16 protein-coding genes are annotated in these 22,400 nt (G+C 65.1%); 8 read left to right on the top strand and 8 right to left on the bottom strand.

From position 1 onward, the window contains the following. Positions 1–108 precede the first annotated feature (108 nt). The 3 genes from D2E24_RS02835 to dcm all read right to left on the bottom strand — a co-directional run bounded on the left by D2E24_RS02835 (position 109) and on the right by dcm (position 3,834). Positions 109–954, bottom strand: coding sequence for a hypothetical protein (locus tag D2E24_RS02835; protein ID WP_125967826.1), 846 nt, complete (start codon positions 952–954; stop codon positions 109–111). An 80-nt stretch (positions 955–1,034) separates the two neighbouring features. Then, the gene (locus D2E24_RS02840) at positions 1,035–2,456 is read right to left on the bottom strand and encodes an MvaI/BcnI family restriction endonuclease (protein WP_125967827.1); all 1,422 of its coding nucleotides are present in this window, start codon (positions 2,454–2,456) and stop codon (positions 1,035–1,037) included. Positions 2,457–2,514: 58 nt separating this feature from the next. Then, entirely contained in the window at positions 2,515–3,834 is a 1,320-nt protein-coding gene (gene dcm, locus D2E24_RS02845; protein ID WP_420897466.1) for a DNA (cytosine-5-)-methyltransferase, read from the bottom strand. A 148-nt stretch (positions 3,835–3,982) separates the two neighbouring features. Between dcm and D2E24_RS02850 the strand changes: the two genes are divergently transcribed. The 4 genes from D2E24_RS02850 to D2E24_RS02865 are packed head-to-tail and all read left to right on the top strand — an operon-like array spanning position 3,983 to position 7,767. After that, positions 3,983–4,207: a hypothetical protein gene (locus tag D2E24_RS02850; RefSeq protein WP_125967828.1), complete on the top strand. Its 225-nt coding sequence runs from the start codon at positions 3,983–3,985 to the stop codon at positions 4,205–4,207. Beyond that, on the top strand, positions 4,204–6,117 hold the full coding sequence (locus D2E24_RS02855) for a hypothetical protein (protein WP_125967829.1): 1,914 nt from the start codon (positions 4,204–4,206) through the stop codon (positions 6,115–6,117). Before D2E24_RS02850 ends, D2E24_RS02855 begins: the two co-directional genes overlap by 4 nt. A gap of 1 nt (position 6,118) precedes the next feature. Further along, on the top strand, positions 6,119–7,000 hold the full coding sequence (locus tag D2E24_RS02860) for a hypothetical protein (protein WP_125967830.1): 882 nt from the start codon (positions 6,119–6,121) through the stop codon (positions 6,998–7,000). After that, entirely contained in the window at positions 6,997–7,767 is a 771-nt protein-coding gene (locus D2E24_RS02865) for a DUF6339 family protein (protein ID WP_125967831.1), read from the top strand. Before D2E24_RS02860 ends, D2E24_RS02865 begins: the two co-directional genes overlap by 4 nt. Before the next feature lie 195 nt (positions 7,768–7,962). Here the strand turns inward: D2E24_RS02865 and D2E24_RS02870 are convergent, their stop codons facing one another. The 3 genes from D2E24_RS02870 to hflX form a co-directional block, all read right to left on the bottom strand. Beyond that, the gene (locus tag D2E24_RS02870) at positions 7,963–8,910 is read right to left on the bottom strand and encodes a cation diffusion facilitator family transporter (protein WP_125967832.1); all 948 of its coding nucleotides are present in this window, start codon (positions 8,908–8,910) and stop codon (positions 7,963–7,965) included. A gap of 177 nt (positions 8,911–9,087) precedes the next feature. Next, positions 9,088–10,050 carry an L-lactate dehydrogenase gene (locus D2E24_RS02875; RefSeq protein ID WP_125967833.1) on the bottom strand — a complete coding sequence of 321 codons (963 nt, stop codon included), beginning with the start codon at positions 10,048–10,050 and terminating at the stop codon, positions 9,088–9,090. A gap of 182 nt (positions 10,051–10,232) precedes the next feature. Then, positions 10,233–11,684 (bottom strand): GTPase HflX, encoded by a 1,452-nt coding sequence (hflX, locus tag D2E24_RS02880; RefSeq protein ID WP_125967937.1) that lies wholly within the window; start codon positions 11,682–11,684, stop codon positions 10,233–10,235. A gap of 347 nt (positions 11,685–12,031) precedes the next feature. Here hflX and D2E24_RS02885 point away from each other — a divergent pair, with 347 nt between their 5' ends. The 3 genes from D2E24_RS02885 (at position 12,032) to D2E24_RS02895 (ending at position 18,000) form a co-directional block, all read left to right on the top strand. After that, the gene (locus tag D2E24_RS02885) at positions 12,032–12,712 is read left to right on the top strand and encodes a class I SAM-dependent methyltransferase (RefSeq protein WP_125967834.1); all 681 of its coding nucleotides are present in this window, start codon (positions 12,032–12,034) and stop codon (positions 12,710–12,712) included. Between the two features lie 61 nt (positions 12,713–12,773). Further along, positions 12,774–16,913 (top strand): DUF3418 domain-containing protein, encoded by a 4,140-nt coding sequence (locus D2E24_RS02890; RefSeq protein ID WP_125967835.1) that lies wholly within the window; start codon positions 12,774–12,776, stop codon positions 16,911–16,913. 103 nt (positions 16,914–17,016) lie between these two features. Further along, the gene (locus D2E24_RS02895) at positions 17,017–18,000 is read left to right on the top strand and encodes a hemagglutinin (RefSeq protein WP_241222825.1); all 984 of its coding nucleotides are present in this window, start codon (positions 17,017–17,019) and stop codon (positions 17,998–18,000) included. A gap of 9 nt (positions 18,001–18,009) precedes the next feature. On the opposite strand, the gene D2E24_RS02900 is transcribed toward D2E24_RS02895, so the two are convergent. Continuing rightward, positions 18,010–19,128, bottom strand: coding sequence for an MFS transporter (locus D2E24_RS02900; RefSeq protein WP_241222832.1), 1,119 nt, complete (start codon positions 19,126–19,128; stop codon positions 18,010–18,012). 363 nt (positions 19,129–19,491) lie between these two features. Then, positions 19,492–20,829 carry a glutamine synthetase family protein gene (locus D2E24_RS02905; protein WP_125967837.1) on the bottom strand — a complete coding sequence of 446 codons (1,338 nt, stop codon included), beginning with the start codon at positions 20,827–20,829 and terminating at the stop codon, positions 19,492–19,494. 151 nt (positions 20,830–20,980) lie between these two features. Here D2E24_RS02905 and D2E24_RS02910 point away from each other — a divergent pair, with 151 nt between their 5' ends. Next, a complete protein-coding gene (locus D2E24_RS02910) occupies positions 20,981–22,378 on the top strand; it encodes a DUF2252 domain-containing protein (RefSeq protein WP_125967939.1) in 1,398 nt (465 codons plus the stop codon). Positions 22,379–22,400 lie beyond the last annotated feature (22 nt).

The raw sequence follows: 22,400 nt of genomic DNA on the forward strand, positions 1-22,400 counted from the left end.
CAGTACCGCAAGGCCGCCACCCGGTACGACAGGCTCGACGAGACCTTCCTGTCCAACCTCATGCTCGTCCTCATTGCCATCTACCTCAAGGACACCACCAAAACCAGATTAGAGTAAACACACCCTAAACAAACTCGACGGATCATCGAATTTATGTTTCCATACGGAAAATTTCTCAAGAAAATCCAAGGGCCCAAGCTGCTTAATCGCAGAGGATAGACAACGCACCTCGCTTGCCCCAACAATAAATCCTCCATATACCGAACATAAAAACTCCCGTCCGTCAAGAGAAAGCATTACATCGACCCCTAGGACGCTCTCTATACGCTGGCTCAGAATCGATACAAAAGATTGAAGTGGCACAACCGACATATTCATGAGTTGAATATAGTCAATACCTTCCGGATATTTAAAACATATCCTCACATCTTCTTCTCTAAATGAAGGACGCCCCTCCTTCATCACCCCAGGAATCTCCACAGACGTACAGCGATCTTTAAAGACATACTCAAGCAAGCATTCATCATTCTGATCTTTTTTGTACCAAATTCTCCGTCGAGCTATAAAGCTTCTCAAATCAGAATGTTTATAAGTAAGAATCGACTGCGTTCCACATATACGCACTGAAGCCTTTTTAATTAGAATATTGTCACAATCTCTTAAATCAAGACCTACTTCTTCTTGCGATATAAAACATATTCTTGCTTGTACATTGCTAAACTTAATCACAGCATCTGGAATAAGCACCGTTCTGCCGTCGTCAAGCTTGCCGACAATATTTTTCCTCTCAGGGGACTCCGAAAAAGCGTTTCCCCACAAAAATGGATCATCAATGGTACCGCGAACCGACCCGCACGGTACTATATCGATAGTCCCGCTGCTCTGAATCACTGAATCTTGATTGTCGGAGAGGTTCCACGTAACATGCTGGTGCGCGAGTGAGAATCCAACCATAAGCCCACAACTCCTCTTTTTCACATTGGATTGCCAGTACCAATATATTCGCCATTGCAGCGGCTATGCTTATAACAATCTCAATCAGATGTTTCGAGATCTCGCATGTCGATTTCGCGGACTTCGTTGTAGATGGCGTCGACGTCGTTGAGGTTGATGCGGAACTGGCTGCGCGCGTGCGGGGTCCACTTACCATCAACGAGTGTGGCCTTGTCACCGGGATCGTAGACAGCCTTGCCGTCCCTGAACGCCTGGAGGAACATGCCGAAGCCGGTCGAGATGCCCAGAGTGATGAGCGGCCCGAACTCGATCGAGGTGCCGTCGCCTTTGCCGCTACGCATGTAGGGCACGTAGGCGGCGCGGTTGTGCTTGCGCTGCCAGTGGCCGAGCAGTTTCAGGAACGACCATCCCGCGGCCAAGTGCCTCGTGCCTTTCTCATACAGGGCGATCATGCCGTTGGGGTCGAAATGCCTAGCGTCGGTGAACCCTTCCAAGACCAGTTCGAGCTTCGCTCCCGGCTTGTCCTCGCCCTCGCGCTGGATATCACCGGACGTGAAATAGTAGCTCGTCGGCTCGCCGTTCTCGTCCGTGGTGTGCACGTGCCCGTATCGGAGCACGAAGTCCACCGTGGACAGGCGTCCCGTTTCTGGCAGATCAGGCTGCGGAGTGAAGAGCGTGACCTTGTGACCGTACCGGCGGTCGAGGGACTTCTGCTTGATGGCCTTGAGCTCCCAGATATCGAAGTCCGGTCCCGGAACGGCGTTCTCACCCACACCCAGCTCCGCCTCCAATGTGAGGCCAGGCGCGTTCGGCGCGATGTAAGGTCGCTCGACGGTGCCGTCAGTGCGCAGACGCCACGGCGTGATACTACGACCCACGACACCAGCAAGCGCGTTCTCCAGCATGTCGAACTCATCGGACCTGCGCGGCGACTGGTGCACGATCGGGCACAAATGCCCTGCCTCGAAGGTCTCCATGCCAAGCACGTACTGCGCTGCCGGGGACCCGGCTCCGACCACGAGCGCCACCACCCGGACAGTCTCGCCGGAGGAATTCTTCACCGGGCCGAGGAACAGGCAACGGTTCAGTTCGTGGCCTCGCTTAGTCTCGCTCAGCAGCTCGTTCGGGGCTTCCTTGCATCCGCGCAGGAAGCCGGAGAACCGCACCTCGGGATACTGCGGGTAGTAGCACAGCTTCGCCTCAGGGGCGTCGAACCGGCCGTTCGGCGTGACCCACTGCCATGTCACGGGAATCTGGATGACTGGATTGCCGGCCTTTCTCTTCTGCGATTTGGCCGGGGTGTACGATGGCTCGCCCAACGGCAGGAACGACAAGTCGGACGGGTCCGAAGCCAAGTACACCTGTTGTTTCGAGTTGTTGTTCGCGACGAGCCGCTTGACCCAGACGCTGCTCGCGCCGGCATCGGAGAGCAGCTTGGTGACGAGATCAATGTCGGCGGTGTCGTACCATTGTCGGGCTTCGTTGTCGTGGGTATCGCGCATGAGTCCACGATACCCACAGACAGCGAACAATCACCGGTACGACACCGGCCTTCCGAACTCAGTCTTCGCCGGCCCCCGCGACCGCCAGCTCACGGGCCTTCTGAATGTCATCCACGGACTTCCCCTTCTCATCCGCGATTGCACCTTGGTCGCCTTCAGCCATGACCTTGAGGATATGGGGGCGCATGATGCGCGCGATCTCGGCGATGGCGGGCACGACCACGCTGTTGCCGAACTGTCGGTAGGCCTGAGTGTCCGACACCGGGATACGCAGGTCGTCCGGGTATCCCATGAGTCGAGCGCATTCGCGCGGGGTGAGGCGGCGCGGTCGCTCCCCCTCTTGGGCGACGAGGATCTCGCTACCGTCCTTGTGGTAGCGGGCGGACAGGGTTCGCGACACCATGTCCGGGGTGACGAGCCCGTAGCCGAACCCGTTGCCCAAGGCCTCGTGTTTCTTGCGGTAGTCCTGGAGGTACTGCCACAAGCGCGGGGTGAGCGTGTACTTGTCCTGCACCTTGTTGTGCTCGAAGTCGAAGTACTTGTCCCCGTCCCACGGCAGGTACGGTTCGGTGCCGTCGGTCTTGTGCAGGATGTCGGCGAGCGTCGGCTGATGCTCCGGGAACTTCAGATCGTCCCAAGTGAAGTCGGTTTCGGAGCGGAAACCGACGATGTAGATGCGCTCCCGGTGCTGGGGCACAAAGTGCTGGCCATCCACGACCTTCCAGTGGACCTCGTAGCCCAGCTCGTTCTGCAACGCGTCCAAGATGACCTTGAACGTACGTCCGCGGTCGTGGCTGGTGAGGTTCTTCACATTCTCCAGGAGGAACGCCGCCGGTCGCTTGGCAGCGATGATGCGCGCCACATCGAAGAACAAGGTGCCCTGCGTCTTATCACGGAACCCGGTCTCACGCCCCAGACTGCGCTTCTTGGACACACCGGCCAAACTGAACGGCTGGCACGGGAACCCAGCAAGCACCACGTCACAGTCCGGAATGTCGTTCACGTCCACCTGCGTGATGTCCCCCGCCATGGCCTCGGCGAACCCGTAGTTGGTCCGGTAGGTGCGCGCGGAGAACTCGTTCCACTCGCTGGAGAACACGGCATGCCCACCCGCGGACGCGAAGCCGCGGCGGATGCCGCCGATGCCGGCGAACAGGTCGATGGTGCGGAAGTCCGTGCCGGTCTCGTGCGTGGTGCCGTAGTACAGCTCCTGCAAGGCGGGCACGTAGGCGGGCTTGCAACGGACCTTGCCAGTCTCCCAGCGCTCCACCGTGGACGTGGACAGACCGAGCGACTCGGCCAGCTGGCGGCGGGTCATGCCCTCGCGCAGCCGGGCGACCAGCTCGTCGGCGTCATCGATGGCGTTCGGTGTCATCATGCTATTCATAGGGATGAATGTAATTCATAATGATGACAAAAACTCCCTTTCGTGTCGAACATATGTTCCACCACTCTCCTCGTTGGCCATATAGAGGGATAAATATTGGATACTTGACGGATATATATCCGAAATATAGAATAGAGATATGGTCGAAACGAAGAACGAACGCTTTCGGCGGCTGGCTGAGAGTCGAGGGAATAGGCTGATTCGGGAAATCCAGATTCTGGGGAACCTGTCCAACAGGAAGAACTACGAGTACACACCCGAAGAGGTCTCAGCCCTGTTCGGCCCTATCGAGGATGAGCTGGCCAAGACGAGAGGTCTGTTCGACGAAAGTCGGATTGTAGGAAGAAAGGTAAGGTTGTCATGAGCGGCAACGACTACGGTTTTTTGTTCAAACCGAACGGAAACGAGAACCAGGGGCCGTCGAATTCCGGTGAGGAGATCTTCAGCGGCGACACCGCGGCGCAGTCTCTTGCCCGCGAACTGGGGCAGAACTCACTCGATGCGGTCGCCAAGGATGGCGCATGGCCGGTGACCATGGTTTTCGAGCTGCGTCGTATGAAGGTGTCAGACATCCCCGACGTGGACAATCTTAAGCGGCATCTGCGAGCCGCGCTGGAATGTTACCCCGGACACCCGAGGCTTCAGCAGGCCGTGGCCGCGATTGAAGCCGAATCCATCGACGTGCTGCGCGTGGGCGATTACGGCACAAAGGGCCTGTCCGGCAGTGAGTCGATCATGGACAGAGGATCCGCGCTCACCGCGTTGACCCGTGGTTCCGGCGTGAGCATCGGCAAAACCGATGCCGGCGGATCGTTCGGTATCGGCAAGTCGGTCGGCATTCGGTCCTCTCTCGTGCGCACTGAGTTCTGGACCACACGCACACCGGAATCCGATGAGACCGTGTTTGCTGGCTGCACGCAGCTGACAACCCACCAAGACCCCGAATCCAACGACCCACGGCGGCTTATGGGACCCATGGGAACATACACGCTCCTATCTGATACGCAGGATTACCACTACCTGCGTGACCCCGCACCTCTGGGCCCCTTCCCTCAGAGGTCCAAGCCCGGCACGGACGTGTACATCATTGGCTATTCGGCGGCGGCCGACGATCCCGAACTCGAACAAATCCGGATTGCAATGATTGACAACTTCATGGCGGCCATCATGCGGGGCCACCTTGTGGTCAAGGGCATAACGGACAAGAGCCACGCTTGGGTCCTTGACGCCGACGGACTCAAGCGCGCTATCGACGCGATATCGGACCCCGAGCGCAGGACCGCCATGCAGGCGTTCCACAATGCCCTCCGACAGCCTCCCGTTATCAAGACGGACGTCAGGTTGGGCGAGATGAAGCTGTACATCAACATCGATGATTCCCTGCCACGCAAGCTGAACACGATCGTAATGCGCAAGCCCCTGATGAAGGTACGCGCCTACACCAACACTTCCATCACAGCCAAATACGCGGCGGTACTTGAATGTTCCTCTCCGCAGGGCAACCGTATCCTCAGGAGCATGGAACCGGTGCGACACGACGACTGGCAGGCCGCCAGAGATAAAACGAACGGCAAAGCCGCACTCCGCGCCATCAAAAACTTCATCCTTGAGGAGCTGCGCAAGCGGGTGAAAATGGAACTCGGTGATGAGATTACCATTAAGGGGCTCAACACGCTTTTGCCATTAGAACTCCAAATCGACGGCAATCCCAACCGTCATGGTGTTCGTGCATCCAATGGCCCAGGCGTTGAACGAGAATCGGCATCCTTGCAAGGCCGAGAGACCGCACCCGAACCGGTTGCCAACACTGGCGGCAAGTCCGTGAGTATCACTCTGACGAGCCCCGCGGTAGCCGACGACAGCGGGGACAGTGTCTTCACCGGACGGAAACGCGGCGGAGACACCAAACGAGGCAAGCACGCCGCCGGTATCCCCGCTTCGGGAAAAGCCGGTGACGGTAGTTCCGTCATCGAGGGCGGCAACCTGTCCATGCGCTACTGGTTCGACACGAAAAGCGGCGACTACATCCTCGTACTGCGTTCAAGAACCGGTGAAACCGAGAAAGGCGTGTTGCGTCTCACTGCCGCACTTGACGGCACGTTCGGCAATTACACACCACCCGTCGAAGAGGCAACCGACATCAGTAGTTCCGAACCACGAAGGCTTGAGGTCAAGGAAGGAAGCATCTCCACCGTGAGAGTCACAGGTAAGCGTCCCACCAAGCTGCGGGTACATATCAAGGGCGGCATCAGGCTTCAACTGGGGGTGAAGTGACATGGCTATGGCATCGTTCCCCATCCCCGTTCTCGGCAATGGACAAGACAGCGAGCGTGACGTCGCCTCCGAATGGCGTGTCGGCAACTTCACTTTTGCCTCCGGTACCGAAGACGTCATCATCCGTTTCCGCGTGTTCCATGACGACCCTGATCTGCAACGGCTTCTCGACGAAGGGGCTGTGCAAATCATGGCGAGATGGAAATGCTCGTCCACGATCTCCTCGGGATACCTCGACCTAATCGAGGACGACAAACATGCGGACGGCTCCACCTACCGTTCGTCCATCGATCAGCGCACCGTACTCGGCTCCGTCACCGTCAGTGTATTCGCCGTCGCGGTCCGTCCCATACCGGATTTCCGCTGGTCTCGCCAGCACGAGGACTATGGCGACGAGACATTCGACATACGTACGGGAGATCTACTGAGCGCGCCGACGAACTTCACGTTCGATCCGGCCAAGCTCTACGACCCCCAGAGCCCTCCTTTGAATTCAATCTTCAAAATCGTCAAGAGCGATAAGCAGCGTATGAAGGGCATTGCGGTCAGCTACAGCGACAGCGAGCAGATCATCATCACCCTGTCCAAGACCCTGTTCGACCGGATGCAGCTGATTGACTCCGCGAACCTCAAACTCACGATCCTCGTCCTTCCCGCCTTGGTGGATACCATCGACTTCATCCGATCAAACGAAGCCCAAAGCGACGGCGAGGACCTGTCGGAGTTCCAATGGTACCGGACCATCAAAAAACTCATAAAGGCCAATGACCTGAATGACGACGAAAGGCCTCTTATTATCGCCCAGAGGTTGCTCGCCAACCCCATAGACGGATATTCGGACGACATCGCCGCCCAGCAGGAGAATGAGGAGGTACAGGTATGAACGACCTGACATGCGCCAAGCAGTTCACACGCGAAGCGGCGGCTCTGATTCTGACCAAACTAGAAGCTGCCGAAACCCCTGGCGACTTCCTTGCTCAAATCTACGACTTGTCCTCCAACCCCGATTGTCTCCTCCACAGGGAGTCCATCGATCTCGAGAAGCCTTTGTCCATCGGACGTCCGGACTCCAGCAATGCGGAGATCCTCTTCGAGGCAGTCGGTCAGATTGATCGCGACAACGCAGCGATGCCGGGCCTGTGGACTTATATGGCATTCAACACCTGCAGGCAATACATGAACGACCGATGGCCCCTCGACGGCGTACGCAACTGGAAAAACCGAGTGAAGGACCGATGGATCCTACCAGTCACTCCCAGTCGTGGACGTCTGATTCGGCATGGCATCGCCCGCCTGTGGTGGGCCTCCGAACTCACCTATGACGGATCGCTTGCCCACACATTGAGCAAAGCCAATAATGACCAGTACGCGTACACAAAATGGGTGTTCGGCGTCGAAAACCGACTAATACAATTATTCGACAGGTCAGTGGGTGAAAACTCAGATGTCTTGTGGGCCGTCATGGACTCCATGCAGCATGGAGACAATTCCGGATCATCCGACGCCATAGCCGATGTAGGGCGGGACGTGCTGTTGGAGATGTCCACCAGACAGTTGGGACTGCTCAGTGAAACGGAACTCATGTCTGTCGTTGACGCTATTTGCAAAGGAGTGCTTCAGTCATCGCATAAGACGAATGGCGGTAGTTGAACCCGACCGCCGCGACCGTGAATCATTTTTAGTGCGACAGAGCCCACTCCGTTAAAGGAGCGTTCCCTGAAGGCTTTGTGATTCTTTCTACGAGGCGGGGTATGGACGGCGACACCGCGCAAAGGGTCCGTGACGCATCCCCCAACAGGTGCATCACGGACCCTTTCGCCTGATATGGACGGCCGATCGACCCGCTCACTCGTGCAGCTGCGAGGCGCTGGGGGTCGTGTACCCCTCCGGCTCCAGCTGGAACGTGGTGTGCGGCACCGACACGGGGAAATGCTCGCGCAGGCAGTCCTGCAGTCCGGCCAGCACGTCGGCGGCCTGCTCCATCGTCAGCCCGCGTTCGACGACGACGTGCGCGGTGAGGATCGGCATGCCGGTCGACACGGTGCTCGCATGCAGGTCGTGCACGGCGACGACCTGCGGCACGCCCTCCAGATGCTCGCGCACCTCGTCGAGGTCGAGGCCCTCCGGCGTCTCCTCCAGCAGCACGCGGACTGCCGAACGCAGCAGGCCGATCGCGCGCGGGATCATCATCAGCGCGATCAGGCCGCCGGCGACGGCGTCGAAGCCGGCCCAGCCGGTCGACATCATGACCAGCGCGGAGATGACGACGGCGACCGAGCCGAGCGCGTCGTTCATCACCTCGAGAAACGCGGCGCGCATGTTCATGTTGTCGCCGTGCTGCGAGGCGAGGATGAAGATCGACCCGACGTTCGCGGCCAGGCCGAGGATGCCGAATCCGAGCAGCAGACGCACGTCGTGCACGCCGTCGCCGCTCTCGCCGAACAGGCGCATGCCCGCCTCGACGAGCGCGTACACGCCAACGATGAACAGGACGAGCGCGCCGCCGGCGGCGGTGAGCACCTCGAGGCGCGCCCACCCCCAGGTGCGCTGGCTGCTGGGCCGGCGCCGCATGAGCGCCGCCGTGACGGTCGCGGCGATGAGCACCGACATGTCAGTGAGCATGTGGCCGGCGTCGACGAGCAACGCGAGCGAGCCGGTGATCGCCGCGCCGGCGACCTCGGCGACGAACACCGTGCCGGTGAGCGCGAGCGTCATCATCAGGCGGCGCTGGTGGCCGGCCGCGTCCTGCGCGCCGGGCGCCATCGCGGCGCCGTGATCGTGGCTGTGGGCCATGATGTCCTTCCCGGTCGTGAGAACGCTTCTCACAACCATTCGCAATAGTCCCTGAAACGCAGAAAACCCCGGCTCATCGCCGGGGTTTTCCCATAACCGCCTCAGTATAGAGCGTCGAGGCGGACAAACGCGTCGGATCCCGTCAGGTCAGTCCCATGAGCCCCGACGGGGGTTCGGTCAGAAGCCGAACTGGGCGGCCGTCTCGCGCAGCGTCTCGGCGGAGCGCTTCAGAGCCGCGAGCTCCTTGTCGGAGACCGGGGTGTTGATGGCGGTGTTGACGCCCTGACGGTTGATCAGGGTCGGCACGGACATGCACACGTCGGAGATGCCGTGGAAGTCCTTGAGCATCGAGGAGACCGGCAGGATGCGGTTGGAGTCCTTGAGGACCGCCTCGATGATGTCGACGCCGGACATGCCGATCGCGTAGTTGGTCGCGCCCTTGCCGTTGATGATCTTGTAGGCGGCGTTCTTGACCTCCTGGTGGATCTGCTCGCGCACGGCGGCGTCCAGCGGGTCGTGGCCCGGCAGCGGGGTCCAGTCGCACATCGGCACGCCGCCGATGGTGGCGGACTCCCACAGCGGGACCTCGGAGTCGCCGTGCTCGCCGGCGATGTAGGCGTGCACGTTCTTGACGTTGACGCCGGTCTGCTGGGCGATCAGGAAGCGCAGACGCGCGGAGTCCAGGTTGGTGCCGGAGCCGAACACCTGGTTCTCCGGCAGGCCGGAGATCTTCTGGGCGACGTGGGTGGCGATGTCGACCGGGTTGGTGATGAGCATGTAGATCGCGTTCGGGGCGACCTTCACCAGGTTCGGCATGATGGACTTGAGGATGTTGATGGTCGCGCCCACGAGCTCGAGGCGGGACTGGCCCGGCTTCTGGCGCGGGCCGGCGGTGATGACGACCATGTCGGCGTCGCGGCAGATCTCCGGATCGTCGGAGCCGGCGATGCTCACGGTCGGGTAGAAGCTGGAGCCGTGCTGCATGTCGAGCACCTCGGCCTCGACGCGCTCCTTGGCGATGTCCTCGAGGACGATCTCGCGGGCGACGCCGCGCTGGGCGGCGGCGAAGGCGAGGGTGGAGCCGACGGCGCCGGCACCGATAACGGCGAGCTTGGTGGGCTTGGTGGAAATTTCAGCCATGTATCTGCGACCTCTCTTGATTGCTGCACGGAGGACCCGATCGTGTCGCTCCCCCGCGCTTCGACAACGTCTTCACACTACCCGCCCATCGTGACGTTTGCACCCGCTTCGCCGCGTCCGGCGTGCGTGATGTTGCTCACATTACGCACGCCGGCGCGCCGGGGAACGTCATCGGACACGCGTCAGCCGATCGACTGCTCGACGATCTGCGCGGCGAGATGGTCGTTCACCTCGGCCTCGACCATCATGCCGTCGTCGCGGTAGTCGACCGCGATCACATGGCCGTATTCGCGCACGCGCGACAGCAGCGCGCCGGCGCTGTACGGCAGCAGCGCCTCGACGTGCACGTTGGGCGCAGGCAGCATCGACTCGACCAGCGCGCGCAGTCCGTCGACGCCCTCGCCGCTGGCCGCGGACACGAGCCGCGCGTCCGGTTCGAGCGCGAGCAGACGGTCCCGGGTCGCCTCGTCGATGCGGTCGGCCTTGTTGAACACGAGCAGGCGCGGGATGTCGGCGGCGCCCTCGATGTCGGCGAGCACCTCGTTGACCGCGTCGATCTGCGAGAACGGGTCGGGGTGCGAGCCGTCGACGACGTGCACGATCAGGTCGGCGTCGGCGACCTCCTCCAGCGTCGACTTGAACGCCTCGACGAGCTGGGTGGGCAGCCGGCGCACGAATCCGACGGTGTCGACGTACGCGTACAGGCGGCCGTCCTTCGCGCGGGCGCGCCGCACGGCCGTGTCGAGCGTCGCGAACAGCGCGTTCTCGACCAGCTCGGCCGAGCCGGTCAGCCGGTTGGTCAGCGACGACTTGCCGGCGTTCGTATAGCCGACGACGGCGACGGTCGGCAGCCCGTAGCGGCGGCGCGATCCGCGCTTGACGTCGCGCGCGGGCGCCATCTCGGCGATCTGGCGGCGCAGACGGGCGATGCGGGTGCGGATGACGCGGCGGTCCATCTCGATCTTCGTCTCGCCGGGGCCTCGCGAGCCGATGCCGCCGTCGGCGCCCGCCGCACGACCGCCCGCCTGGCGTGACAGGGATCCGCCCCAGCCTCGCAGTCGCGGCAGCATGTACTGCAGCTGCGCGAGCTCGACCTGCGCCTTGCCCTCGCGGCTGGTCGCATGCTGGGCGAAGATGTCGAGGATGACGGCGGTGCGGTCCACGACCTTCACCTTGGTCGCGTCCTCCAGCGCGCGGCGCTGGCTGGGCGGCAGGTCCGCGTCGACGATGATCGTGTCGACCTCGTGTACGGCCACCGTGTCCGCGATCTCGCGCGCCTTGCCGGAGCCGACGTACGTGTTCGCGTCCGGGCGGGAGCGATGCTGGAGCAGACCGTCGCACACGACCGCACCCGCGGTCTCGGCGAGCGCCGCCAGCTCCCTGAGGGATTCCTCGGCCTGCGCCTGCGTGGTCTCGCGCGACGACCAGACGCCGACGAGCACGACGCGTTCCAGACGCACCTTGCGGTATTCGACCTCGGTGACGTCCTGGAGCTCGCCCAGGCCCTGCACGTGTCTGAGGGAGTTGCGCGACTCGCGCTCCTCCCACGCCTCGCTGGATTCGCCGTATCCGGCGCCGGCGGACGTCTCGTCGAGCAGCACGTCCGACTGGTCGGCCAGCACGCCGGTGAGCACCGGCGCCTCCGGGGCGATGGGCTGGTTGACGACGACGCCGTCGTCGGCTGGCTGCTGGCTCTGCTCGCTCAAGGGCACCTCTGCTTGTCCGTTGGTCCGTTACGTCACCAGTCGCCTGGTCCGTTGTCCGTTCAGGCGGGCCGCGACCGGCCCGCGCATCTCCCAACATGGTAATACACGGGCGAAATCGGACCCGCGCGCTCCGCCCGGAGCGCAAGCCATGCCCTTGGCTATGATGGTGGCGCAGTGGAATACGGGCGACCGGACGGGCCGGCATAAGGGAGCCGCCGCGCCGGCGACCCTACCGACGACCGCACCGACGACTTGTGGAGAGCAGAGGAGAGCGCATGGGCAAGAACCCCGCCAGGCAGGCCAACGAACAGTACTTTTCCGCCGAACCGACCTCCGAGGACGTGCGCCGCACGCTGGACGTGACCCTGCGCGGCGTGGACGCGACCGTGGAGACGTCGAACGGCGTGTTCTCCGGCTCGCGTCTCGACCTGGGCACGTCGGTGCTGCTGCGCGAGGCGCCCGAACCGCCGACCGCCGGCACGTTCCTCGACCTGGGCTGCGGCTGGGGGCCGGTGACGCTGTCGATGGCGCTCGCCTCGCCCGAGGCGGACGTGTGGGCGGTGGACGTGAACACGCGCGCACTGGAGCTGACGGCCGCCAACGCGCGCCGCAACGGCTGCGCGAACGTGCATGCGGCGCAGACGGACGAATCCGGCGTCCCGCTGGCCGAGCAGGCGGCGGCCGGCTGCGAGGCGATGCCGGAAGGCCTCATGTTCGACCTGATCTGGTCGAATCCGCCGATCCGCATCGGCAAGGAGGCGCTGCACACGCTGCTCATGGCGTGGCTGCCGCGGCTGAGGCCCGAGGGCGGCGCGGCGTATCTGGTGGTGCAGCGCAATCTCGGCGCCGATTCGCTGATCCCGTGGCTGGCCGGCGAGCTGGGCGGCGGGTATGAGGTGTCGAAGTACCATTCGGCGAAGGGGTACCGCGTCATCGAGGTCGTGCGCAACAGCTGAGCGTCCGGACGGCCGGCGGCGCCGGGCATATGAGATACAAGAGGAACGTAGTCAGGAACGTATGAGGTTCGAATATCCTTCCGTGCTGCCGGTGTCGGCGGCGCATGACGAGATCGCGGACGCCGTCCGCAGCAGCCAGGTCGTGATCGTGTCCGGCCAGACCGGTTCGGGCAAGACGACGCAGCTGCCGAAGATCCTGCTGGAGATGGGCCGCGGATCGCACGGCAGACAGATCGTGCACACGCAGCCGCGCCGTCTGGCCGCGCGCACCGTGGCCGAGCGCATCGCCGAGGAGATGGGCGTGCGTCTGGGCGACGAGGTCGGCTATCAGGTGCGCTTCACCGACGAGAGCTCGCCGAAGACGCGTCTGAGGGTCGTCACCGACGGCATCCTGCTGGCGCAGATCCAGCGCGACCCGATGCTCGGCAAGTACGACACGATCGTCATCGACGAGGCGCACGAGCGCAGCCTCAACATCGACTTCCTGCTCGGCTATCTGACGGCCCTGCTGCCCAAACGCCGCGACCTGAAGCTCGTGATCACGTCCGCGACGATCGATTCGGTGAAGTTCCAGGAGCATTTCGAACGCGCGCTCAAGTCGAAGGTGCCGGTCATCGAGGTGTCGGGACGCACGTATCCGGTGCAGGTCGTGTACGAGCCGCTCGGCTGCGCGCCGGCGCTCATGCGCCACGTGCCCGGCTTCGAGACGGGCGCGATGCCGGGCGAGGCCGCGTACGCGCAGCTGTCGGCCGCGCCGGGCGCCTCGGGGCGCGACGGCCGCTCCTCGCGCGAGCCGGACATGGACATGCCGACGGCGGTGGCGCGCGCCTGCGCCGAGCTGGTCATCCACTCGTCGCACGAGCGCGGCGCGCGCGACATCCTCGTGTTCGCGTCGGGCGAACGCGACATCCACGAGTTCGAGAACGCGCTGCGGCACCATTACGGGCCGCGCGCCGCCGACATGCGCCGGCCGGACGCCATCGAGATCATGCCGCTGTTCGCCCGCCTGTCCGCCAAGGACCAGCATCGGGTGTTCGAGCCGCACACGCACCAGCGCATCGTCATCGCCACGAACGTGGCCGAGACGTCGCTGACCGTGCCGGGCATCCGCTACGTGGTCGACCCGGGCACGGCGCGCATCTCGCGCTATTCGAAGACCGCGAAGGTGCAGCGTCTGCCGATCGAGCCGATCAGCCAGGCGAGCGCCGATCAGCGTTCCGGCCGATGCGGCCGCATCGCCGACGGCATCGCGATCCGCCTGTACTCGCGCGAGGACTACGAGACGCGGCCGCGCTTCACCGAACCGGAGATCCTGCGCACGTCGCTGGGCGCGGTCGTCCTGCACATGTTGTCGGTGGGCGTGGCGCGCACCGCGCAGGACGTGACGGACTTCGGCTTCATCGACCCGCCGGACATGAAGGCCGTGTCGGACGGCTTCAACGAGCTGACCGAGCTCAAGGCCGTGGCGCGCAAGCACGGCGAGGTGACGCTCACGCATATCGGACGCCAGCTGGCGCGCATCCCGATCGACGTCAGGCTCGGTCGCATGGTCATCGAGGCGGCCAAGTCGACCACGCCGGACACGCTGGCCGCGGTGCTGGTGATCGTCGCGTTCCTCAGCCTGCAGGATCCGCGCGAGCGCCCCGACGAGGCGCGCGACGAGGCCGACCGCATCCACAACCGCTACGCCGACCCGACCAGCGACTATCTGACCGCGCTCAACCTCTGGGACCTCGTGTTCCAGGCGGACGGCGAGCCGAGCAACTCGGCGCTGCGCCGCATCTGCAAGGCCGAGTATCTCAGCTGGCTGCGCATCCGCCAGTGGAAGGACCTCGTCTCGCAGCTCACGCAGATGTGCCGTGAGATGAAGTTCCATGTGGGCGTCCCCCAGCCGGCCAGCCGTCCCGACCTGGCCGTGCGGCAGCTGCCGATCGCCCAGCAGCCCGCGCATTCGCTGTGCTGCTCGTGGGACGACCGCGGCATCCACACGTCGATGCTCGCCGGCCTGCTGTCGATGATGGGCATGCAGGTGGTGCGCGAGCCCAAGGCGTCCGACTTCACCGGGTTGAAGGGCGCGGCGCGCGCCAAGGCGCTCAAGCGCGCGCAGAAGATGGCGAAGAACGACTATCAGGGCGCGCGCGGCACCCGGTTCGCGCTCTTCCCCGCGTCCAGCGTCGCCAAGTCGACCCCGGCGTGGGTGATGAGCACCGAGCTGGTGGAGACGAGCCGTCTATGGGCGCGCTATTCGGCGCAGATCGACCCGGCGTGGGCCGAGCCGCTCGCCGGGTCGCTGACGCGCACCACGTACGCGGAGCCGCACTGGTCGGGTTCGCGCGGTTCGGCGGTCGCCACCGCCAAGGTGCTGCTGTACGGTCTGCCGATCGTGCAGGACCGCACCGTGCAGTGGGGTCGCATCAACCCGCCCGAGGCGCGCGACTTCCTCATCCGCCAGGGTCTGGTCGAGGGCGACGTGCAGCAGCGGTTCCCCTACGACGCGTTCATCGCGCGCAACCGCGACGTGCTCGAGGAAGCGGCCGAGGACGCCAGCCGCACCCGCCAGCTGGCGCAGACCGTCAGCGACGAGGACCTGTTCGACTTCTACCAGTCCGTCATCCCCCAGGACGTGACCTGCGTGGCCGATCTGGCCAAATGGTGGAAGACGGAGCACGAGTCGAACCCGCATCTGCTCGACTTCGATCCGGAGAAGGTCGAACGCCTCGCCGCCAGCGAGTCGGTGAGCCTGGCCGACTATCCCGACCACTGGCATACGCTCGGCACGGACGGCCGCCCCGTGGACCTGCGGCTGAGCTACGTGTACGACCCGCACGACCCGGCCGACGGCGTCACCGTGCACGTGCCGCTCAAGGCGCTGTCGCGCATCACCCCGGAGCAGTTCTCGTGGAACGTGCCCGGTCTGCTCGACGAGCTGATCGTCGGCCTGATCAAGGCGCTGCCCAAGACGCTGCGCGTACAGTTCGTGCCCGCCCCGGACACGGCGCGCCGCATCCGCGCGTGGATCGACGAACGCTACCCCGACCTGCCCGGCTCCGGCGAACGCGGCAAGCCGAACCTGCCGCCGGCCGCCGCGGGCGGTGCCGCCGGCGCCGCCGCGTCGCAGGAGGAGGGCGCGCGCTGGCCCGACCTGCCGCACGTGTTCACCCAGGCGGCGATCGCCGTCGTCGGCGCGCAGATCCACCCGGAGGTGCTCACCGGCGACCTGTGGGACCGGCTCGCCGCGTATCTCAAGGTCACGTTCGCGGTCGAGCAGGAGCTGCCGCCGTCGCGCGGCCAGCGCGGCCGACGTGCGCGCGGCCCGGTCAAGACGCTCGGCACCGGCAAGTCGCTGGTCGAGCTGCAGCGCGAGTTCGCCAGGCAGGCCGAGGCGTCGGCGCGTCAGATGGTGCGACGGCAGGCCGACCGCGCCGCCGACGAGGGCAGGATCGTCGAACAGGCGGACCTGCTGCACAAGGCGGGCGCGACGACCGAATCGCGCGCCTCGATGCTGTGGAAGGGCGCGCTCGACGCGCTGCGGCTGCCGTCCGAGCGCATCTCGTCGCGCTGGCTGGGCGCCGAGGCGCTGATGCTCGCGTCCGCGCCGTACGCGTCGACCAAGGACCTGGTGGAGGACCTGCAGCTGGCTGCCGTCAAGCGGCTGCTGCCGCGCGCCGGCACGCTGGCCGACGACCGCGCGCTGGCCGACGCGGTCATGGACGTCTCCCAGGTGTACGAGGACACCGTGTACGCGGTCGCGCGCGACGTGATCGCCATCCTCAAGCGCTACGCGGAGGTCGACAAGGCGGTGTCCGGCAAGGCCGACCTGCCGATGCTGTCGGTCCTGCAGTCGGTGCGCGAGCACATCGCCACGCTCGTCTTCCCCGGGTTCGTCGGCGCCGCTCCCCCGGACGCGCTGCCGCACATCGGCCGCTATCTGGCCGCCGACGCGATGCGCCTGACCAAGGCGAAGGCCGACAAGAACCGCGACGTGCGCTGGGCGTGGGAGGCCGACGAGGCCCGTCAGCTGGTCGACAAGGCGCAGGCGGCCGCCAAGGCCGAGCCGGCCGGTCCGCGCCGCGACGAACTGGCCGCCAAGGCCGACGACGCGCGCTGGCTGCTCGAGGAGTTCTACGTGTCCCTGTGGGCGCAGGAGCTCGGCACCGCGCGACCGGTCAGCGTCACCCGCATCCGCAAGGCGCTGGCCTAGGAGGTCCGGAACATGACGTACCCGATCGGTCATGTTCCGGACCTGTGAGAATCCGGCATTGCAGCGCGATCCGACCGGCCGTCGCGCGCTACAATGCCGGACGATGACACGAGCGAAGCAACCATCGAAGCAGTCGAAAAGCCAGCCGAAACCGTCGAAGACCGGTAGGACCGGCAAGGCGGGCAGGACCGGCAAGTCCGCCCGCAAAGGCCGGCCCTTCACCGGGCGCATCCGCCGCTGGTGGGGCAAGGCGACCCCGCGGCAGCGTGCGAAGGCGGTCGTGACGACCGTCGTCGCGACGCTGTGCGTCGTGGCGCTGGCGGTGGGCGCGACGTGGCTCACGATTCGGCGCATCGAGATCGACCGGGCGCGGCAGCGTCAGGAGACCAGCATCCAGGTCTACGACTTCGATCCGGGCGACATCATCTCCGACGGCCAGTTCTTCAACGCGCGTGCGATGAGCGAGGACGAGGTGCAGGCGTTCCTCGACGAGCGGGGCGCCGCATGCAGCGGCGACCGGTGCCTGAGGAACGTCACGTTCGACACCGAGGACCGTCCCGCCGACGACTACTGCGAGGCGGCGTACGAGGGCGCCGACGGCGAGCGCGCGGCGGCGATCATCGACAAGTCGGCGCGCGCCTGCGGCATCAGCCAGAAAGTGCTGCTCACCGTATTGCAGAAGGAGCAGCATCTGGTCACCGCGACCGACATCGACGATTTCCAGTACAAGTCGGCGATGGGACTGAGCTGTCCGGACGACGCGAGCTGCGACCCCGAATATGAGGGGTTCTTCCGTCAGGTGTACGGCGCCGCGCACCGATACCGCTACTATCTGGCGCACGAGGACGACTACGGCTATCATGCCGGCGAGCTCAACTACGTCCGGTACAATCCCGTCGCCTCGTGCGGCGGCTCCGACGTGTACATCGAGAACCGGGCCACCGCGCTGCTGTACATCTACACGCCCTACCAGCCGAACGCGGCCGCGCTGGAGGCCGGCGTCGGCGAGGGCGACTCGTGCTCGAGCTACGGCAACCGCAACTTCTCGATCATCTACCAGAGCTGGTTCGGCTCGCCGCGGCGCTGACGGCCGGCGTCAGTCGCAGCGGCGCAGCGCCGTCGTCACGCCGACGGCGCCCAGCGCGAACAGGGCGCCGACCGGACCGAGCCACATCAGGCCGGCCGAGTCGTTGACGAAGCCGCCGACGGCCGAGCCGACGGCGATGCCGATGTTGAACGACATCGAGTTGAGCGAGGCGGCCAGGTTCATCGAACCGGGATGCGAGCGCGCGGCCACGTCCATGTACAGCACCTGCGACGACGCGTTGAACAGGTACATGAACATGCCGAGCACGACGAGCAGCGGCACGCCGAACCACGGCAGCGGCCGCACGAGCGCCAGCGAGCACAGCAGCACCGCGTGCACGAGGAACACCGGGCGCAGACGGGCCAGCGGCTCCACTCCCCTGCCGTGCTCGGCGAGACCGCCGGCGTACAGGTTGCTCCACAGGCAGGCGGCGCCGTACACGACGAGTCCGACGCTCAGCCAGCATTCGGGGATGTGCACCTCGTCGCGCATGATCGGCGTCAGATACGTGTAGAACACGTAGCTGGAGGCCGCGCCGCACACGACGGCGAGCACGCCCAGCTGGATGCGCCGGTCGAGGAAGAGACGGAACTGGGAGAGGAAGCCGACCTTCACCGGATGGCTGTTGCGCGGCAGCACCAGGACCATCATCGCGATGAGCGCCACGGTGAGCGCGTCGATCAGATGGAACGTCCAGCGCCAGCCGAACGTGTCGGCCACCCACGTGCCGGCCGGCACGCCCACGACGGACGCGATCGAGAATCCGGAGAACACCCAGGCGATGAACTTGGTGCGGTGGCGTTCCGTCGTCACGTCGGGCGCGTACGTCATCGCGATGGCCACGAGCGTGCCGGAGACGAGCGCGATCATCACGCGGGCGACGACCAGCACCGGATAGTTCGGGGCGAACGCGCACAGCACGTTGCCGGCGAGGAACACGCCGACGAGCGTCAGATGCGTCGCGAAGCGCGGGAAGCGGCCTGAGATGGCCGAGCCGAGCGGCGTGACCGGCGCGTACACGAACGCGAACAGCGACACGAGGTTGCCGACCGTCACCTCCGACACGGACAGGCCGCGCGCGATGTCGGGCAGGATGCCCACGACGATGAACTCGCTCATGCCCAGCATGAAGCTCAGCGCGACCAGCACGATCACCGGCGGCGTGAAGAACCGCTCCCTGCCGCCCGTCGCCGGCGCCGGCGTTGCCGATGCCGCCGTCTCCGGCTGCGTGCCCTTCGCGGCCTCCCCGGACGCGGATGTCCCGACCATATCCCCTGCCTCTCGTTAGCTTCCGTGCGGGTCGATCGTCCGGCCCGCCGACCGTGTGCCACGATAGCCCCACCCGCGCCCGGATGGTCCCGGACCCGCCGTCGCATGTCCGCAACGTGGAAGCGGGCAGCCGACGCCGCACATGCGACGGCGGCCCTCCCCGTACGGGAAGGGCCGCCGCATCGTCATGCCGGCGTCGCCGGTCTCACGCCGTCGCCGGCGTCACAGCTTCGGCAGGTACTTCTTGAGCTCGAACGGCGTCACCTGGTGGCGGTAGTCCTCCCACTCCTGGCGCTTGTTGCGGATGAAGTACTCGAACGCGTGCTCGCCGAGCACCTCGGCCACGAAGTCGGACTTCTCCATGATCTTGAGCGCCTCGTCGAGCGATTCGGGCAGCGGCTGGATGCCCATCGCCTGACGTTCGGCGTCGGTCAGCTCCCACACGTCGTCGCTGGTCGGCTCGCCGAGCGTCATCTGCTTGTCGATGCCGTCGAGGCCGGCGGCCAGCAGCACCGAGTACGCCAGATACGGGTTGGCGACCGGGTCGAGGGCGCGGAACTCCATGCGCGCCGAGTTGCCCTTGCCGGGCTTGTACTGCGGGATGCGCAGCAGCGCGGAGCGGTTGTTGTGGCCCCAGCAGATGTAGCTGGGGGCCTCGTTGCCGCCCCACAGGCGCTTGTACGAGTTGACGTACTGGTCGGTGACCGCGCAGATCTCGGCGGCGTGGTGCAGGATGCCGGCGGCGAACTGGCGGGCCGTCAGCGACATGTTGAACTCCTGGCCGGCCTCGTAGAACGCGTTCGCATCGCCTTCGAACAGGCTCAGATGCGTGTGCATGCCGGAGCCCGGCGCGTCGGCGAGGGGCTTGGGCATGAAGCTGGCGTGGATGCCGCGCTCCAGCGAGATCTCCTTGACGACGGTGCGGAACGTCATGATGTTGTCGGCCGTGGTGAGCGCGTCCGCGTAGCGCAGGTCGATCTCGTTCTGGCCGGGGCCGCCCTCGTGGTGCGAGTACTCCACCGAGATGCCCATCTGCTCGAGCATGTTCACGGTGGCGCGGCGGAAGTCCATGCCTGGGCTGCGCGGCACGTGGTCGAAGTAGCCGCCCTCGTCGATCGGCACCGGCGGCTTCGACCAGTCGTCCTGCGGCTCGAACAGGTAGAACTCGATCTCGGGATGCACGTAGAACGTGAACCCCTTCTCCTTGGCCTTGGCGAGCGCCCGCTTGAGCACGTGGCGCGGATCGCCCAGCGACGGCTCGCCTTCGGGGGTGAGGATGTCGCAGAACATGCGGGCGGTGCCCTGCGGGCCGCCGCGCCACGGGAGGATCTGGAACGTGGACGGGTCGGGCTGGACGATCATGTCGTCTTCGGTGACGCGCGTCATGCCTTCGATGGCGGAGCCGTCGAAGCCGAGGCCCTCCTCGAACGCGGCCTCCAGTTCGGCGGGCGCGATGGCCACGGACTTGAGGGTGCCCAGCACGTCGGTGAACCAGAGACGAATGAACCGCACGTCGCGTTCCTCGACCGTGCGCAGCGCAAACTCCTGCTGTTTATCCATAACCGCCTATCGTGTCATCCGCGTGTTACGAACGTCGTTAACAATCCGGCCGCGCCGCCGCAGACGCGGCCGGTCGCGCGGTAAGGTGGTGCGCGTGAGTGTAGAGAGCAACATCCTGCGGTCGGCCGACGCGGACCGTCCGATCATCGACATGACGTCATGGCATCAGGCCGCCACCCCGGCCGAGCGCGAGCAGGCCGGTCTGGACCGGCGTTTCCGGGTGCCGTTGGAGAGCCACGCGCTGTGGCAGGTGCGCGAGGGGCGGCGCGACGTAATCGGACTGCTCGAGGAGCAGTCGCGCAGCCGCGTGCCCGATCTGGTCCCGCTGCGCTACCGGCGCATGAGCGCGTCCGCGTTCACGTTCTACCGCGGTACGGCGCTCATCATGGCGAACGATCTGGCGCGCACGCCGGTCACGGGCATTCCGGTGCAGGCGGTGGGCGACGCGCATATCGGCAATTTCGGCATGTTCCGCTCCCCCACGCAGCGGCTCGTGTTCGACATCAACGACTTCGACGAGACCACGACCGGACCGTGGGAGTGGGACATCAAGCGGCTGGCCGTGTCGGTCGAGATCTGCGGGCGCGCGAACGGCATCCGCAAGCTGGAGCGGCGGGCGGCGGTCAAGCGCTGCGTGCATTCGTACCGCGACCATCTGCAGCAGTTCGCGACGATGGACTATCTGGACGTCTGGTACGACCATATCGACGTGGAGGCGGCGCTCGACCATTACGAGCGCACGGTGGGCGGCAAGCGCAACCGCACGCTGCGCGACGCGGCGGCCAAGGCGTCGGTCAAGGATTCCGACCGCGCGGCGGCCAAGCTCACGTACCGTGACGGCGACCGGCTGCGCTTCCGGTCGAAGCCGCCGGAGCTGACGCCGATCAACGAGCTGCACGACTACGCCGATCTGGAGGCGCTGCAGGGCCGTCTGGAGACGCTGTTCGACAGCTACCGTCATTCGCTGTACGAGGACCGTCGTCACGTGCTGGGCCATTACACGTACCATGACACGGCGCGCAAGGTGGTGGGCGTCGGTTCGGTGGGCACGCGCGCGTGGGTGTCGGTGCTCACCGGCCGCGACATCGACGACCCGCTGATGCTGCAGATGAAGGAGGCGAACGAGTCGGTGCTCGAACGCTTCGTGGGCCGCTCGCAGTACGCGACGCACGGCGAGCGCGTGGTGCAGGGCCAGAAGCTGATCCAGTCGACCGCCGACGTGCTGCTCGGATGGGCGAGCTTCATGGCCGAGGACGGCCACAAGCGCGACTACTACGTGCGTCAGTTCTGGAACGGCAAGGGGTCGATCGACATCGACCATCTCAACGATCTGGCCCTGTCCGATCTGGGCCGCATGTGCGCGCGCTGCCTCGCCCATGCGCATGCGCGTACCGGCGACCGCGTCGCGATCGCGGCGTACGTGGGCGAGGACGAGGCCTTCGATGAGTCGATCGCGTCGTTCGCGAGCGCCTACGCCGATCAGAACGACGCCGACTACGCGCTGTTCATGCGGCTCATCGAGTCCGGCGAGCTGCCCTGCGCCGAGTAGCCGGGCGCCCGTTCCGGCGTCT

The sequence above is a fragment of the Bifidobacterium samirii genome, from assembly GCF_003952945.1.
GTDB lineage: Bacteria > Actinomycetota > Actinomycetes > Actinomycetales > Bifidobacteriaceae > Bifidobacterium > Bifidobacterium samirii.